14 protein-coding genes are annotated in these 14,079 nt (G+C 53.1%); 6 read left to right on the top strand and 8 right to left on the bottom strand.

Translation table 11 applies throughout. The annotated features are described in order from the left end of the window. Positions 1 to 91 precede the first annotated feature (91 nt). Positions 92 to 490, top strand: a complete 399-nt coding sequence (locus tag PGRAT_RS33860; protein ID WP_174469020.1) for a hypothetical protein — start codon at positions 92 to 94, stop codon at positions 488 to 490. A gap of 211 nt (positions 491 to 701) precedes the next feature. On the opposite strand, the gene glpX is transcribed toward PGRAT_RS33860, so the two are convergent. The 3 genes from glpX to PGRAT_RS05865 are packed head-to-tail and all read right to left on the bottom strand — an operon-like array spanning position 702 to position 3,229. Beyond that, positions 702 to 1,697, bottom strand: coding sequence for a class II fructose-bisphosphatase (gene glpX, locus PGRAT_RS05855; protein ID WP_025707906.1), 996 nt, complete (start codon positions 1,695 to 1,697; stop codon positions 702 to 704). Between the two features lie 55 nt (positions 1,698 to 1,752). Further along, positions 1,753 to 2,565: a pyruvate, water dikinase regulatory protein gene (locus PGRAT_RS05860; RefSeq protein WP_025707907.1), complete on the bottom strand. Its 813-nt coding sequence runs from the start codon at positions 2,563 to 2,565 to the stop codon at positions 1,753 to 1,755. Between the two features lie 19 nt (positions 2,566 to 2,584). Then, the gene (locus tag PGRAT_RS05865; protein ID WP_025707908.1) at positions 2,585 to 3,229 is read right to left on the bottom strand and encodes a helix-turn-helix transcriptional regulator; all 645 of its coding nucleotides are present in this window, start codon (positions 3,227 to 3,229) and stop codon (positions 2,585 to 2,587) included. 723 nt (positions 3,230 to 3,952) lie between these two features. Between PGRAT_RS05865 and PGRAT_RS05870 the strand changes: the two genes are divergently transcribed. Continuing rightward, positions 3,953 to 4,738, top strand: coding sequence for a hypothetical protein (locus PGRAT_RS05870; RefSeq protein ID WP_042266192.1), 786 nt, complete (start codon positions 3,953 to 3,955; stop codon positions 4,736 to 4,738). Here the strand turns inward: PGRAT_RS05870 and PGRAT_RS05875 are convergent. Beyond that, positions 4,665 to 5,624, bottom strand: coding sequence for a DMT family transporter (locus tag PGRAT_RS05875; RefSeq protein WP_042266194.1), 960 nt, complete (start codon positions 5,622 to 5,624; stop codon positions 4,665 to 4,667). The two genes, PGRAT_RS05870 and PGRAT_RS05875, sit on opposite strands and share 74 nt — an antisense overlap. Before the next feature lie 198 nt (positions 5,625 to 5,822). On the opposite strand from PGRAT_RS05875, the gene PGRAT_RS05880 reads away from it, so the two are divergent. From PGRAT_RS05880 to PGRAT_RS05895, 4 genes are all read left to right on the top strand, one after another. Beyond that, on the top strand, positions 5,823 to 7,241 hold the full coding sequence (locus PGRAT_RS05880; protein ID WP_042266196.1) for an aminotransferase-like domain-containing protein: 1,419 nt from the start codon (positions 5,823 to 5,825) through the stop codon (positions 7,239 to 7,241). Between the two features lie 139 nt (positions 7,242 to 7,380). Continuing rightward, the gene (locus PGRAT_RS05885) at positions 7,381 to 8,121 is read left to right on the top strand and encodes a YqcI/YcgG family protein (protein ID WP_025704874.1); all 741 of its coding nucleotides are present in this window, start codon (positions 7,381 to 7,383) and stop codon (positions 8,119 to 8,121) included. Positions 8,122 to 8,286: 165 nt separating this feature from the next. Next, on the top strand, positions 8,287 to 9,555 hold the full coding sequence (locus PGRAT_RS05890; RefSeq protein ID WP_025704875.1) for an alkaline phosphatase: 1,269 nt from the start codon (positions 8,287 to 8,289) through the stop codon (positions 9,553 to 9,555). A gap of 223 nt (positions 9,556 to 9,778) precedes the next feature. Next, the gene (locus PGRAT_RS05895) at positions 9,779 to 10,330 is read left to right on the top strand and encodes a hypothetical protein (protein WP_025704876.1); all 552 of its coding nucleotides are present in this window, start codon (positions 9,779 to 9,781) and stop codon (positions 10,328 to 10,330) included. Positions 10,331 to 10,453: 123 nt separating this feature from the next. Here the strand turns inward: PGRAT_RS05895 and PGRAT_RS05900 are convergent, their stop codons facing one another. The 4 genes from PGRAT_RS05900 to PGRAT_RS05915 form a co-directional block, all read right to left on the bottom strand. After that, positions 10,454 to 11,863 (bottom strand): nucleoside recognition domain-containing protein, encoded by a 1,410-nt coding sequence (locus tag PGRAT_RS05900; protein ID WP_025704877.1) that lies wholly within the window; start codon positions 11,861 to 11,863, stop codon positions 10,454 to 10,456. Beyond that, a complete protein-coding gene (locus tag PGRAT_RS05905) occupies positions 11,841 to 12,572 on the bottom strand; it encodes a FeoB small GTPase domain-containing protein (protein WP_025704878.1) in 732 nt (243 codons plus the stop codon). The genes PGRAT_RS05900 and PGRAT_RS05905 overlap by 23 nt, the downstream gene beginning before the upstream one ends. After that, the gene (locus tag PGRAT_RS05910) at positions 12,569 to 12,823 is read right to left on the bottom strand and encodes a FeoA family protein (protein WP_025704879.1); all 255 of its coding nucleotides are present in this window, start codon (positions 12,821 to 12,823) and stop codon (positions 12,569 to 12,571) included. The genes PGRAT_RS05905 and PGRAT_RS05910 overlap by 4 nt, the downstream gene beginning before the upstream one ends. Before the next feature lie 739 nt (positions 12,824 to 13,562). Continuing rightward, complete coding sequence (locus PGRAT_RS05915) at positions 13,563 to 14,021, bottom strand: SRPBCC domain-containing protein (protein ID WP_025704880.1); 459 nt, start codon at positions 14,019 to 14,021, stop codon at positions 13,563 to 13,565. Positions 14,022 to 14,079: the final 58 nt, after the last annotated feature.

Genomic DNA, 14,079 nt, shown 5'->3' on the forward strand with positions numbered 1-14,079 from the left:
AGTGGGGTTACCCCGCTCCTTTCTTTTGGACAAGGACAGTAGTAAATGAATAACTCCGTGTGAGAGGGGATGAAAGCGGTTACCATTCTCGGTGATGATCCTGGAATTGAATGGGCAGGCATGCAGAAAGAGTAATCAAGGGTTATCGCCAAAAGGAGGAACATGGAGGGGGCTGATCAGCCGTAAAAAATGGGACTGGTTAAACATGGTTGTGTCATCGGCATATCCTATCGGTTTCCCCATGCATTTAAGTTTTTCTACACCATCTATGTATATTACAGATATTATTCCTTCACCCAATAAGAAGTTAGTTGCGGTCGTGACAGGCTCTAATAAAAGTGAATTTGTTCAAATTATTAATGTTGAAGAGGGAAGAACAAGTCCAGAGTTAGTAGAATCTGCGAGAGTCAAATATGGTGCACAAAAAGAATTAGATACATGGGTTCGTCCAGATCATGAGAATTATAGTTATGCAGACAAAGTAGTGTAGAAAGACAATGATACTTTAGAGTTTGAGGGCTTTCTTGCATATCAGGATACTGAGATTATAGAAAATGTTACTGTAGCATATCAGTTTAGTAAAAAGGTAATAGAAGTAAAAGGAATTAATCAGTCTCGATGAGTGGTAATTTTCAAAAGAAGGGCCATCCGCAAAGGATGGCCTAAAACTTGCTGTTACAGCTGCCGCGGTGATCCGCAGATTAGATAAAAGCGGCATCCGGTCTGCTGGCCGTTACCTGCGGAATCTCCTTGCCCGGCAGGAAATGAATGCTGCGGATGTAGCGGATTGTGCGGCTCTGCGCCCGCATGATGACGGAATGCGTCTCGGCGCGTTCCTTGCCGATGAAGCGGACTCCGCTCAAAAATTCGCCGGAGGTCACGCCGGTCGCCGCGAAGATGACATCGCCGGTGCCGACCATATCCTCCATCGAGAGGACACGCGTCGGATTCTCGATGCCCATCAGCAGGCAGCGCTGCAGCTCGAAGGGGCCTTCCGGCAGCAGCTTGCCCTGGAGCTCACCGCCGAGGCACTTCAGCGCGGCTGCCGCCAGCACGCCTTCCGGTGCTCCGCCGGAGCCCATGTACAGGTCAACATCGCTGTCCGGCAGGGCTGCAGCAATAGCTCCGGCCACATCGCCGTGGCCGATCAGCTTGACGCGCACGCCCAGCCCGCGCAGCGTGGCGATCAGCTGCTCGTGCCGCTTGCGGTCCAGGACCATCACCGTCAGCTCGGAGAGCGCTTTGCCGGTGATGAGGCTGGCCTTGCGCAGCGTGACCTCGGCCGGATCTTCCAGGCTGAGCCTGCCGGCCAGTTCGGGACCGCAGGCGAGCTTCTCCATGTATATATCAGGCGCATGGAGCAGGCTGCCCCGGTCGGCGATGGCAATTACCGACTGGGCATTGTGCAGCCCGCAGGCTACGACCTCTGTGCCTTCCAGCGGATCTACGGCTACATCAACGGAAGGGCCGTTCCGGTTCCCGACCTGCTCACCGATATAGAGCATCGGCGCTTCGTCCATTTCCCCTTCACCGATGACCACTGTCCCGTCGATAGAGACGGAATCAAACATGGAACGGATGGCGGTTGTGGCCGCATCATCCGCAGCATTTTTATCGCCCCGTCCAATCCAGCGGGCCGAGGATAAAGCGCCCAGTTCAGTTACCCGTACAATTTCCAGTGCCAATTCGCGTTCCATATGATTTCCCTCCAGTATTATATTTGTATAGGTTCAAACCAGCAGTAAACGAATCTTACGGGGAATCGGTAATATAACCCATAATAATGCCTGCAGTTTCTTCGATGGCCTTGTTCGAAATATCAATCACAGGACAGCCCAGCTTGCTGAACAGCACGGCGGCATATTCCATTTCTTCAGTGATGCGCTCCAGGCTGGCGTACTGCGAGCCTGCCGGGAGTCCGAGCTGCTTCAGCCTCTCGGAGCGGATCTTCAGCATATACTCGGGTTTCATCGTAAGCCCGATGAGCCGGTTCGGCGGCAGGCTCATCAGCTGCTGCGGCGGACCGATTTCGGGAACGATGGGGTAGTTCACAACCTTTTTGCCCCGGTGGGCGAGAAAGATGCTGAGCGGGGTCTTAGAGGTGCGGGACATGCCCAGCAGCACAATATCTGCCTTCAGCATCGCACCAAGATCGCGCCCGTCGTCACAGGCGACGGTGAATTCTATCGCCTCGATCCGCCGGAAATAGTCCTCGTCGAGCTGGTGAAGCAGCCCCGGCCGGGCCTGGGGCGCATCATCGAAGGTATCGATGAAGGCCTGCATCATCGGGCCCATGATATCAACAATCCGCAGGTCCAGACGTACCGCTTCCTCGCGGATCATCTCCCGCAGCTCCGGCTGAACCAGCGTGTAGGCGACAAAGCCCTGAAGCTGGGCAGTCTCCTCCATCAGCTTCCGCAGCTCGTCTTCATGCCTTACATTGCCGTATCTTCTGATCGTGACACGCTGATTCTGAAATTGGTGGATAACAGCCTGGACGACAGCCTCTGCTGTATCCCCTATAGAATCCGAGCATATCGTAATGAAATGTGAGGATGGCTCCATGCGCTTTTGATTCCTCCCGTTATCCTTTAGCTTCTAGATCGAGGAGAAGTTTGACAATGGAAGTTTTGGTCAGCCGTCCGGCCACGTCGAGCCTTGGGCCGTTTTCTTCCACAGTACCGGGGATCACCACCGGCAAACTGTCCACCTCGTGAAAAATCATTTTTTGTGCGGCATCAAGCACCGAATCTTCGGGAGAAACCGTCACGACCTTGGGCTGGCGGGTCATTACCATGCTCACAGGCATGGATACCGCGCCGGGATTGCCCAGCGTAACCTTCAAAAAATCCTTCCGCGAGGCCACTCCGGTCAGCTTGCCGTCCCCGTCGCAGATGATCAGCGTGCCGACATCCTGTAGAAACAGTGTAACTACGGCATCCTGAATCGTTGTCGTCTCGCGGATAATGATCGGAATGCTCTGAATGTCCTTGACCTTGGTTTCCTTAAGCAGATAGCTGCCGCCGAGGCGCTCCGAGGTTTTTTTGCCGGGAAAATAACCCACCTTGGGTTTAGCGTCAATGTACTCCAGCATGACGAGCACGGACAAGTCCGAGCGGATCGTCGGCTTGCTGAGATTAAGATGCTCTGCAATTTGCTCGGCGGTTATCGGCGCTCTTTTTTTGACAATTTCAATAATTTGCAGTTGACGGGATGTCAGTTCGATCACAGGTTCCCTCCACTTTCCGGATACAATCTGGCGTTCCTTTACTGAAAAGGAGCACCGTTTGCCGATTCCCCCTTCCATTCTTACGTGCTATTGGAATATATAACCCTTAACTTGGTTATATAATACGCAATAATGATCATTAATGCAATATATAATACGTCATATATATTATATTTAATAAAATTAACGTCTCTCATTCGTGGTTAGAACGTAGGCAGGTAAGTGCAGTTGATACCCCAGAGCGGAAGCTCGGAGGAGGATACATGGAGTCTGGTGGTGTAGGGACTCAGGGCTGTGTGTAAAAGGTGAGTGGGAAGTAGGGGAATGGAGTAGCTGGGTGGAAAGCAGTGAGTAGGGGGAGAGTGCAGAAGGTTCAGAGTAGAAAGTTGAGAGTAGAAAGTGGAAGTAGAAAGTTGAGCGTAGGGAGTAGCTGGCTGGAAGTAGTGAGTAGAGTAGAAAGTAAAAGCCGAAGGTTGAGAGTAGGGAGTGGGAAGTAGCTCGCTGGGGAGTAGTGAATAGGTATGTTATGAGTAATGAGTTGGCAGGTGCCCGGTTCTTAGCGTTGCGGACACAGATGCGCTTATTTGGTGGAAAAGAGCAATTTTGCTGTTTTTGCGGACTCAGGAGCTCTTATTTCGTGGTGTTCGACCCGTATTGGGAGGATAAGATGTCAATAGCCGCTCCTGTGTCCTCAATCGAGGAATACAGGGGTTACTTTTAAGAATGACGGCTCTGCTGTCCGCTAGAGAGCAAAGTATCGAGGTGCAGCTCGTCGCGGGCGTGCGCCTTGGGGTGCACAGGGCCCAAACAACGGCAAACCTGCCGTTGTTAAGGGAGCCCCCGGCCCGACAGGCCCAAACAACGGCAAACCTGCCGTTGTTAAGGGAGCCCCCGGCCCGACAGGCCCAAACAACGGCAAACCTGCCGTTGTTAAGTGAGCCCAGGGCCCGACAGGCCCAAACAACGGTAAAACTGCCGTTGTTAAGTGAGCCCAGGGCCCGGCAGGCCCAAACAACGGTAAAACTGCCGTTGTTAAGGGAGCCCCCGGCCCGGCAGGCCCAAACAACGGTAAAACTGCCGTTGTTAAGTGAGCCCCCGGCCCGGCAGGCCCAAACAACGGCAAACCTGCCGTTGTTAAGGGAGCCCCCGGCCCGGCAGGCCCAAACAACGGCAAACCTGCCGTTGTTAAGTGAGCCCCCGGCCCGGCAGGCCCAAACAACGGCAAAACTGCCGTTGTTAAGGGAGCCCCCGGCCCGGCAGGCCCAAACAACGGCGAAATTGCCGTTGTTAAGGGAGCCCCCGGCCCGGCAGGCCCAAACAACGGCGAAACTGCCGTTGTTAGCGTCACGCCCGGCCGCCCCCACGCCGAGCCCGGCCGTCCCAGCCCGGTCGCCCCAGCCCGGCTATCTGCGCCATCCTGCGCAGGCCACTGCTTTTACAAAACCTGTTTCTGCGGGTAAGCTTCCGCTGCTGCAGGCTGAATTAACGGGGGGCTCTGCTTCGGCTTGAACAGCAGCAGCTTCAGTGCGCCTGCATTTACAAGCACGGTGCCGGTGATGATGGTGAACACGCCGAGCAGAGTGATCCAGGTTACAGTCTCTCCGTAGAACAGGAAACCTACGCCAACTGCAATCGGCGGGGAGATGTACAGCCACGTAGAAGGAAAGACGGGATTGGTTTTGGCGACCAGCCAGTAGAACAGCGTGTGTCCGACCATGGAGCCGACCACGGTCAGGTAGAGCAGGGAACCGGCGGTTTGGAACGACAGCAGAAATCCGGGATGCACGTTTTCTGTGAACAGGGACAGAAGGAACAGCAGCGCGCCGCCGTACATCATCTGTGCTGCATTCAGGGCAACGGGCGATTCGCCGGAGAAGGTGCGGGTTACTTTTTTGGAATAGATCGCCCCCGCCGCATAACAGATTTCTCCGATCAGCACTATGGCGCAGCCGATGGTCCACAGGGGGGAAACCTCAATGGCAAGATTGGGCAGCACGAGCAGCAGTACGCCGGTGAAGCCGATGATGCAGCCGATCAGCGAATAGGAGGGCGCTTTTTGCCGGAGAAACGCAGTCTGCATCAGCAGAATCATCATGGGACCGGTAGCCGACAGCACAGCGGCAAGCCCTGAGGAAACATATTGCTCGGCCCAGTACAGTGCGGAGAAGGTTCCAAACGTCAGCGCAGCGCCGGTGAACAGCATTTCTTTGCGCAGAAGCAAGCGGAAGCTGGCTTTGCCTCTCCAGGCCATAAAAAGAAAAAGTACAGCACCTGCAACGAAAAAGCGCAGACCCGCCGAGAAAAACGGAGGCGCCCCGGCGTCCACGCCGATTTTTATAGCCAGGAAGGTAGTGCCGAAGATCAGGCAGACGAGCGAGTAAGCGAGCATAATCATGTTTCAGTTCCCCTTTGTGATGGTAATGTGGCAGTCGGTTGAAGGTTTTGATTAATCATATCCGATGGGAAACAGAACAGATTGCGGATCACAGAACAGATGGCAATCAGAATATTGTACAATAGGGCAAAGAGAAGTTGGTTGATATTGAACTTGGCGGTCTGGCGGATCATTTTTTTGGAGAGAGGGAGACAATTGATGAAAAAAGCAGCAGCCGCAGAACAGAGCCATCCTTTATTTCGCCAGGTGTACCAGTACATGCACAACCGGATGGAGCGCGGGGAGTGGAAGTCCCATGACAAGCTGCCGTCCATCCGGCTGCTGGCCGAGGAGCTGAACGTTCACAGGCTAACGGTGTTCAAGGCTTACCGGGCGCTGACTGAAGACGGCAAAGTGTATGTAAAAGATAAATCCGGTTATTATGTGTCTCCGGTCAGCAGCCCGATGAGGGAGCCGGCGGAAGGGGACGGAGCAGCCATATCCTCCTACTTACTGGCGAATCCCATGTCTGATATTCAGCGGATGCCGGTCAGTTACCAGTTCTCACAGGCGCTCATAGATCCGGGGCTGCTGCCCAACCTGTTCCTGTCCGATTATGTAAAAAAAGTGTTCGACCTCTATCCGAAAGTCATGGGAACATACTCCTCCGTTCAGGGGGATGAGGAGCTGCGCGGGACGCTCAGCCGCCATTTCCGGGAGCGGCACAGGCTGCAGCTGTCGCCGCGCGAGCTGCTGATAACCTCGGGCGCTCAGCAGGCGATCAATCTGATTGCAGGCATTGTGCTGGGACCAATGGATGCGGTGCTGGTGGAGCGGCCTACGTACAGCGTGGCGATGGATATTTTCCGGCGTCTGGGAGCACGGCTGGTGCCGGTGGAAATTACTCCGGAGGGCTATGACCTGCAGCAGGTCGAGGAGCTGATGCGCCGGCACCGGCCGCGGATGTTCTATATGAATCCGACGCATCACAATCCTACCGGGTATACCGTTCCGGCGCGGCAGCGCAAGCTCCTGGTTGAACTGGCAGAGCGCTACCGCTGTCTGCTCGTGGAGGACGATCCGTTCCGCGATATGTATTTCGCGGAGGAGCCGCCTCCGCCGTTTTTTGCCTACGATACGGAAGGCTGGGTAATCTATATCAGCAGCTTCAGCAAATATGTGGCTCCGGGCCTGCGGATCTGTGCCATAGGCTGCCGTTACCCGTTCATAGAGCAGCTGATTACCGCCAAATCGCTGGCGGACAACGGCACGCCGATTTTGAACCAGAAAATCTTTCTGCACTACTACACCTCGCCGCGCCTGCAGCAGCATCTCGGGAAGCTGCGGATCGCGCTCCAGGTGCACAAGGAGATCGTGGAGGAGGAACTGGCCGCCACCGGGTGGGAATGGACGCCTCCGCAGGGCGGGCTGAATCTTTGGGTGAAGCTGCCGGAGCGGATCTCCGTATCTGCGCTGTTTGCGCGCTCTATGGAGCAGTCCATCTCTTTTGTCCCGGGTGAAATTTTTGACCCGCTGGGAGAGATGAAGTCCTGGCTGCGCCTCAGCTACTCCTTCGCCAGCGAAGGCGTGCTGCGCGAAGGAATCCGCCGTCTGGCGGCGCTTGCGCGGGAGCTGTAAAGAGTGGGGGAGCCATGTGCAAGGAGAGTTCCGGGATTGTGGCTGATTGATTGACGGACTGTGTCTTGTGGTAAAGGCTGCTTGGACAGTCACCTTTTTGCCTCTAAACGATATGCTGTAGGTAAAAGGAGGGCTGCTCATGACGCTTTTGCATCAATATATGGAAACCGGGAATGAAGAGCTTCCTCTGGAAGCGTGGAAGAAGGAGGCCTGCCGCCTGTTTGCTTCCAGGATGAGTGACCGGAAAGTCCGGTTTCCCTGCATTCCAGCCACACAAGCATTCACGCTGGGCCATTTCCGTTATGGTTTTGCACCTGATCCTTGGGACGAATCAGCAGGGCGGAAGCTGGCGGAGATTATTGCCGAGTATGGTAAATCTTCGCGTTCTTTCGGAGATTACTCATCGCTGATTGTCTTTTTTGAAGCGGAGGAGAAGGTTAGAGATGTCTTGGAATATGAAGCGGTATTCTGGGACTTATTAAGCCAGGTAAGCCGTACGGACAATACGCCATGGCCGGGGGACATTCCGGAAGATCCGGAACAGGCGATGTGGGAGTTCTGTTATGAAGGCGAGCGGTATTTCGTTTACTGTGGCACCCCGGCACATACAGCCCGGCAGAGCCGGAGTTTCCCTTATTTTATGCTGGCTCTGACACCTCGCTGGGTATTGGACCGGTGGAATTCACAACCTCAAAAAGCAGCTGCGGTTGCTCCCCAAATCCGCGCCCGCTTGGCCGCTTACGATACAGCCCCAGCCCATCCGGAATTGAAGCCGTACGGATCGGAGGGGAATCTTGAATACAGGCAGTATTATCTGCGGGACGACGACACTTCACCGGCTGGATGTCCATTCCATCGTGCTGTTCAGAAGGAGAAGTGAGTTTTAATGCGTATAGTCGCTTGAGAAGCGAAAATTTCATTTCCGGTGATTTTACGAACGTTGTATAGTTTTTGTTTTGTTTTACATTCACCGGATGTTCCCCGAATATCCCCTTAATATATTTGCTCTAGTATGAGGGAGTAATTAATATTAAGGAGGGTATATATGAATTCTCAGAAAAAGAATAGATTCAAGACGGCTTTGACCGTAACTGCGGCAGGGGCGCTTTTGGCTACGAGTGTAGTGGCTGCACAGCCTGCCAAACCGGCAGAGGCGGCTTCCTCAAAAACGAAAAATGTCATTCTTTTTGTCGGCGACGGCATGGGAACAGCAGCACGCAATGCAATCCGTCTGGCAACTGTAGGCGAAAAAGGCAAGCTGGCCATGGATGATATGCCCTATGCGGGTCTGGTACATACGAGCTCTACAGTACCGGTTACAGATTCAGCTGCATCCGCCACGGCTTATGCCAGCGGAGTGAAGACATATAATGGCGCCATCGGTATGGATGCCAACAAAAAATCGGTTAAAACGATCGCGGAATACGCCAAAGCAGCCGGCAAATCCACTGGCGTGGTAACTACCAGCCAAATTACAGATGCTACGGGCGCAGCTTTTGGCGCACATGTGGAAGACCGCTCCAAGCAAAGCGATATCGCACTGCAGCTCTTGACCAAAAGCAAAGTGGATGTTCTGCTCGGCGGCGGTGAGGATTTCTGGTATCCGGCCGGCGAAGCAGGCAAGTTCCCGGATGCCCCGGCAGAAGATCCTTCGGAGAAAAGCAAAGGAACCCAGGGTAATCTGGTCACCAAAGCGAAGCAGCTTGGCTACAGCTATGTGTCAACCAAAGACGGCCTGAAGCAGGCCAAAGGCGGCAAGCTGCTTGGACTGTTCGCCAATGAGGAAATGTTCCAGCAGAATGAGGAAGGCAAAGGGGATATTTATAATCCTGTAGTCTCCCTGCCGGAAATGACTAAGAAAGCCATCGACACCCTGTCCACGAACCAAAAGGGCTTTTTCCTGATGGTGGAGGAAGAAGGCACGGATGAGTTTGCCCACAAAAATAATGCCAAAATGACGATCAAATCCGGCCAGGCTCTGGATGCATCTGTGCAGGTAGCCAAGGATTTTGCCAAAAAGAATCCGGACACGCTCGTGCTGGTGCTGGCTGACCATGAAACCGGGGGACTGTCCATCGAACCGGTAGATGCAGAGGACGAAACAGGAGACGGCATCTCCAAAGAAGACGGTCCGTTCGCTATTGCCAATTCCAAGGAAAGCTTTGTAGTCGACTGGACAACCTCTGGACATACAGCGGTGGATATTCCGGTTACAGCCATGGGCAAAAACGCACAGCTCTTTACAGGGGTTTTTGAAAACACTGCCGTGTTCGATAAGCTGATGCAGGCGTATGGTTTTAATGCAAAAAAATAATACGGCAAAAGGAACCGTCCTTTTGCAATGAACTGGCTGGCCGGATTATCCGGCTGGCTTGTTTTTTGTGGAGCATATGCCCTATAGTCTGGCAAACATCCGCTGTGCCGCTTGTATTCCGTATATTTACATTTTCTTAGTAACATTTGTAACTGACGTGCTGGCCCGGAAATTGATAAATATAGTATGTAAGCGTTTTAATTAATCGACTGGGGGAATGGTTGTGAAAAAAGTAACAAAATTATTATTGGCAGCTGGCATCTCGCTGGCTGTAGTCGGCGCAGGCAGCAGCGGTGTCCTGAGCAATGTATCTTCAGCTGCTAGCGCACCGCTTAAGGTTGGACGGGTCGAAGCAGCCGCTCATGGCACGAAATGCTTCACTGTGGCGGTTGCCGTAGTCCAGAATGGCGTTATCGTTGCCGCCTCGCTGGATGACTATCAATTCCTGGGTTCGGATGTGGCAACGGGAGTGCCTAACTCTGATAAGGACTTCGGACAGAATTACAAAGATCCTGCAATGGTTCTGGCTTCGAAGAAAGCCAATGCCAAATACTATAGCGAACATATGAAAGAAGAAGCCAAATCCACGGTTTCCTATGACAAGAACATGGCTGCTATTGAGAAATTTGCAACAGGCAAAACGATCAAATCGCTTGAAGCTACACTGGCTGCAAAGAGCAAAGAACAGATGGTTGATGCGGTCAGCGGGGCCACTCTGGTGGATACCCAAGGCTACCTGAAAGCTATTCTGGCTGCTGCCAAGGCTGCCAAATAAGCTGCCGCTTAAATAGGGCAAAGATAAAAACTCCTCCACGGTTACAGCTGTGAAGGAGTTTTTGTGTTCTGTATTTTTGTTCTTCGGCAGTGGCCGCTTTCCGGCTGGAGTGCAGGAGTGACATCAGACCCAGCCGAACAACCGGGCGGCCTGGGCCACGGCGAAGGTTACAGCAATGGCAATCCCGAGCGGAATGACAGCTGAGAGCACCGCCCACTTCATACTGCGCGTTTCTTTGTAAATATTGATTAGCGTGGTGCCGCATGGATAGTGGAGCAGAGAGAACAGCATCATATTCAGCGCGGTCAGCCAAGTCCAGCCATGACTCAGGAAAATATCCTTAATGCCGCCAAGTCCATCGATATCCACCATTGCGCCGGAGGACATATAGCCCATGAGCAGGATCGGCAGCACGATTTCATTGGCAGGGAGCCCCAGAATAAAGGCCATAATAATGAAGCCGTCGAGCCCAAGCAAATTCGCAAAGGGATCAAAAAAAGCAGCCATATGGTTAAGTACGCTGTCTCCCCCGACCATTACATTGCCCAGAATCCAGGTGATAATCCCGGCTGGCGCAGCAACCACGATTGCCCGGGTCAGCACGTTCAGGGATTTTTCTTTGGAGGAGAGCAGTATGGTCTTCCAAATCTGCGGACGGCGGTATGGCGGGAGCTCCAGTGTATAGTGTGTTGGCACTCCGCGCAGCGCGGTCTTAGACATCACCCAGGAGACGGTTAAGGTGACGATGATGCCGATCAGGACAATGCCCATCAGCACCAGGGCTGTCGATAAAGTGCGCAGGGCGCCCGCTGCGGCCCCGCCGACCATGAACAGGGAGGAGAGCAGAATCAGCGTAGGCCAGCGTCCGTTGCAGGGAACGAAGTTATTGGTCAGAATGGCCAGCATCCGTTCCCGGGGTGATTCAATTATGCGGGTGGAGAGAATGGCGGCAGCGTTGCAGCCGAAGCCCATCGACATGGTCAGGGCCTGCTTGCCGTGGCCGCCGGATTTTTTGAACAACCGGTCCATGTTAAAAGCCACGCGCGGCAGATATCCGAAATTCTCCAGCAGCGCAAATACCGGAAAGAAAATCATCATGGGCGGCAGCATGACACTGATGACCCAGGAGGTACCGCGGTACAGCCCCAGCACGAGCACGCCATGCAGCCAGGCCGGTGCGTTCACAGCCTCAAAACCGGCAGTCAGATAGCCTTCAATCCAGCCAAAAAGGGAAGCGAGCCAGCCCGAAGGATAATTGGCGCCCGCAATGGTGATCCAGAACACGAGGCCGAGGCCGGCGAGCATAATGGGGAAACCCCAAATTTTGGAGGTGACGATGCTGTCCAGTTTATAGGTGCTGGCGAGTTTCTTCTGGTCCTTGTAGGTCACGGCATCCCGGCAAATTCCGGCCGAAACCCCGTAAATTCCACTGACAATTTCATCCCGGATCGAGCTTTTGTCCGCGAGCTTCTTTGCGAAGGGCAGCAGGGAGTCTATGGCGTCGGTTCCTTTAATGATATGCGGTGACTCCATGGCCCACAACCTCCTTTGTTTCGGTAATATTTTTGCGTCCCATGTGGGTCTTAAGCGAATGGAGCAGGCTCTCATCACCATCCAATAGCCGCAGGGCAATCCAACGCGCCGGATATCTTGAGCCAACAGTCTGTTCAACCATGGGAATAAGCTCGGCGATGCCCCGTTCAATTTCGTCGCTATAGCTGATGCGGAGCGGCTGTGCCGTAAAAGCACCGGTTGCCACTCGCTCGATCTGATCCAGAAGAGCTTCAATGCCGATTTTGCCCCGGGCAGAAATAGCTACAACCGGAACACCCAGCCGTTTTGAAATCGCCTTCAAGTTGATGTCAATGCCAAGTCGCCGGGCTTCATCGATCAGGTTGACACAGATCACCGCCCGTCCGGTAATCTCCAGCACCTGCAGGGCAAGATTGAGATTGCGCTCCAGCGAAGTCGCGTCGAGAACCACTAACGTCACATCGGGCTCCTCGAATATAATGTAATCTCTGGCCGCCTCTTCGTCGGCGGAATTGGAATACAGCGAGTAGGTGCCTGGAAGGTCAACTGCGCGGTACGTATGGTTGTTGTGGGTAAATTCGCCTTCGGCGGTAATGACAGTTTTGCCTGCCCAGTTGCCTGTGTGCTGACGCAGTCCGGTCAGAAGATTGAACAGCGTGCTTTTCCCCGTATTGGGGTTGCCGGCAAAAGCCACAGTATATTGACTCATTCGTCTCCACCTCCAATCAAAGTTCCATAAATCAATTCACTTTCTTCCCGCCGCAGCGCTATGGTTGTGTTGCTTACACGGAATGCCGTAGGGTCACCCAGCGGGCTGCGCCGCAGCACCTCTACAGCGTTGCCAACGACAAATCCGAGATCGAGCAGCCTTCTCCGCAGCACACCCTGCACTTCTATGCCGCTGATCACCAGCTTGCTGCCGTTTACTGCCTCAGATAATGGAATAACAACTCCAGCCATAACATTCCCTACTTTCATATTTAGAATTAAGTATATAAGTATATAAGTATATATTGTGCACTAGGGATAGATTCTTGTAGTCTGCCACAATAGTAGTATACGTGAATGAATTTGTCTTGGCAACAAAAAAGTTTCCCTAGGGAAAAATAAATGAGAGATATTTATAAATGCGCGCTGTGCTGGTCATAACAAGGGGAAAATGAATTTAAGGCAGATAATAAATGCAGAAAATAATGGTATATTTTGGTCGAATATTGATAGAGATGTTAATTTTCTGCTGAGGATAAGTCAGATAAGTGGAAAGAGGAGATCCGTTTGGCTGCTATGAGGGAATGGTGGATATACGGAGTTTTATTGGAGTGAAAAAAAGTGGAAAGTAATTAGTTGGAAGTGATGAAGCTGGCTGGCGGGGAATGCCCGAGTGGTGGAATGAGCCGCCGTTGTGCGGAAGCTGCCTGAATCTGGCGAATCAAAGGCAGAAATACCTTTGATTTGGCCAAGAAGTGGGCGACTGAGGGGAATGAGAGGTAAAAGTACCTTTAATTTGGCCAGAAGTGGGCAACTGATGGGAATGAGAGGTAGAAATACCCTTGAATTGGCCCGCTCCGGCGGAACCGCCGAAATCAAAGGCAGAAATACCTTTGATTGAGTCGCTTTCAGGCCAAATGCCCAGTGTACTTGCCGGTGGCAGGTGCACTGGGTGCTTGAGCTAAATACAGCCCCTGTATATTCCCGTCAGCTATTCCCAGCTGCCGAAATCCAGGGTGCGGCCCGTTTCGACCAGGGTTTTGGTGTTGCTCAGGATATGCCACCAGGCGCTGTCGCTGGCTGCATAGGCGGGGTCGTCCGGATGCCAGTTATCGTGAATGAGCGTCAAACGGGTGCAGGCTCCTTCCGGTTCCAGCCGCCAGGAAATGCGCGACTCATAGTTTTCTCTGTCTTTCAGGTAGGAAGGGCCTACTTTGTGTGTGAAGCTAAGCACTTTCTCCGGGATAAATTCCAGCAGCGTTCCATACACATGCACAGTCTCATCGCCTTCCGCTCCAGGACCGACATATTCCAGCAGTTCTCCCGGATTGAAGCTGGAGCGGATTACACTGCCATAATAAATTTGTTGGACCTGCCCGGGGGAGACCAAGGCATCCCACACCTGGGCTTGAGTGCCGGCAATATAAAATTCATATTTCAATTCGTTCATTTCATTTGTTCCTCCCTGGAAGTGTATTTTCATACAGCCTTAAGCCTGTCTTCACTAT

Origin of the sequence: Paenibacillus graminis (assembly GCF_000758705.1) — a bacterium.
Lineage (GTDB): Bacteria > Bacillota > Bacilli > Paenibacillales > Paenibacillaceae > Paenibacillus_AQ > Paenibacillus_AQ graminis.

What these genes read in the sequence shown, in the direction of transcription:
- glpX (WP_025707906.1), bottom strand. Translation starts at nt 1,697, where the DNA reads ATGGAACGCGAATTGGCACTGGAAATTGTACGGGTAACTGAACTGGGC.
- PGRAT_RS05860 (WP_025707907.1), bottom strand. Translation starts at nt 2,565, where the DNA reads ATGGAGCCATCCTCACATTTCATTACGATATGCTCGGATTCTATAGGG.
- PGRAT_RS05870 (WP_042266192.1), top strand. Translation starts at nt 3,953, where the DNA reads ATGACGGCTCTGCTGTCCGCTAGAGAGCAAAGTATCGAGGTGCAGCTC.
- PGRAT_RS05875 (WP_042266194.1), bottom strand. Translation starts at nt 5,624, where the DNA reads ATGATTATGCTCGCTTACTCGCTCGTCTGCCTGATCTTCGGCACTACC.
- PGRAT_RS05880 (WP_042266196.1), top strand. Translation starts at nt 5,823, where the DNA reads ATGAAAAAAGCAGCAGCCGCAGAACAGAGCCATCCTTTATTTCGCCAG.
- PGRAT_RS05885 (WP_025704874.1), top strand. Translation starts at nt 7,381, where the DNA reads ATGACGCTTTTGCATCAATATATGGAAACCGGGAATGAAGAGCTTCCT.
- PGRAT_RS05890 (WP_025704875.1), top strand. Translation starts at nt 8,287, where the DNA reads ATGAATTCTCAGAAAAAGAATAGATTCAAGACGGCTTTGACCGTAACT.
- PGRAT_RS05900 (WP_025704877.1), bottom strand. Translation starts at nt 11,863, where the DNA reads ATGGAGTCACCGCATATCATTAAAGGAACCGACGCCATAGACTCCCTG.
- PGRAT_RS05905 (WP_025704878.1), bottom strand. Translation starts at nt 12,572, where the DNA reads ATGAGTCAATATACTGTGGCTTTTGCCGGCAACCCCAATACGGGGAAA.
- PGRAT_RS05910 (WP_025704879.1), bottom strand. Translation starts at nt 12,823, where the DNA reads ATGGCTGGAGTTGTTATTCCATTATCTGAGGCAGTAAACGGCAGCAAG.
- PGRAT_RS05915 (WP_025704880.1), bottom strand. Translation starts at nt 14,021, where the DNA reads ATGAACGAATTGAAATATGAATTTTATATTGCCGGCACTCAAGCCCAG.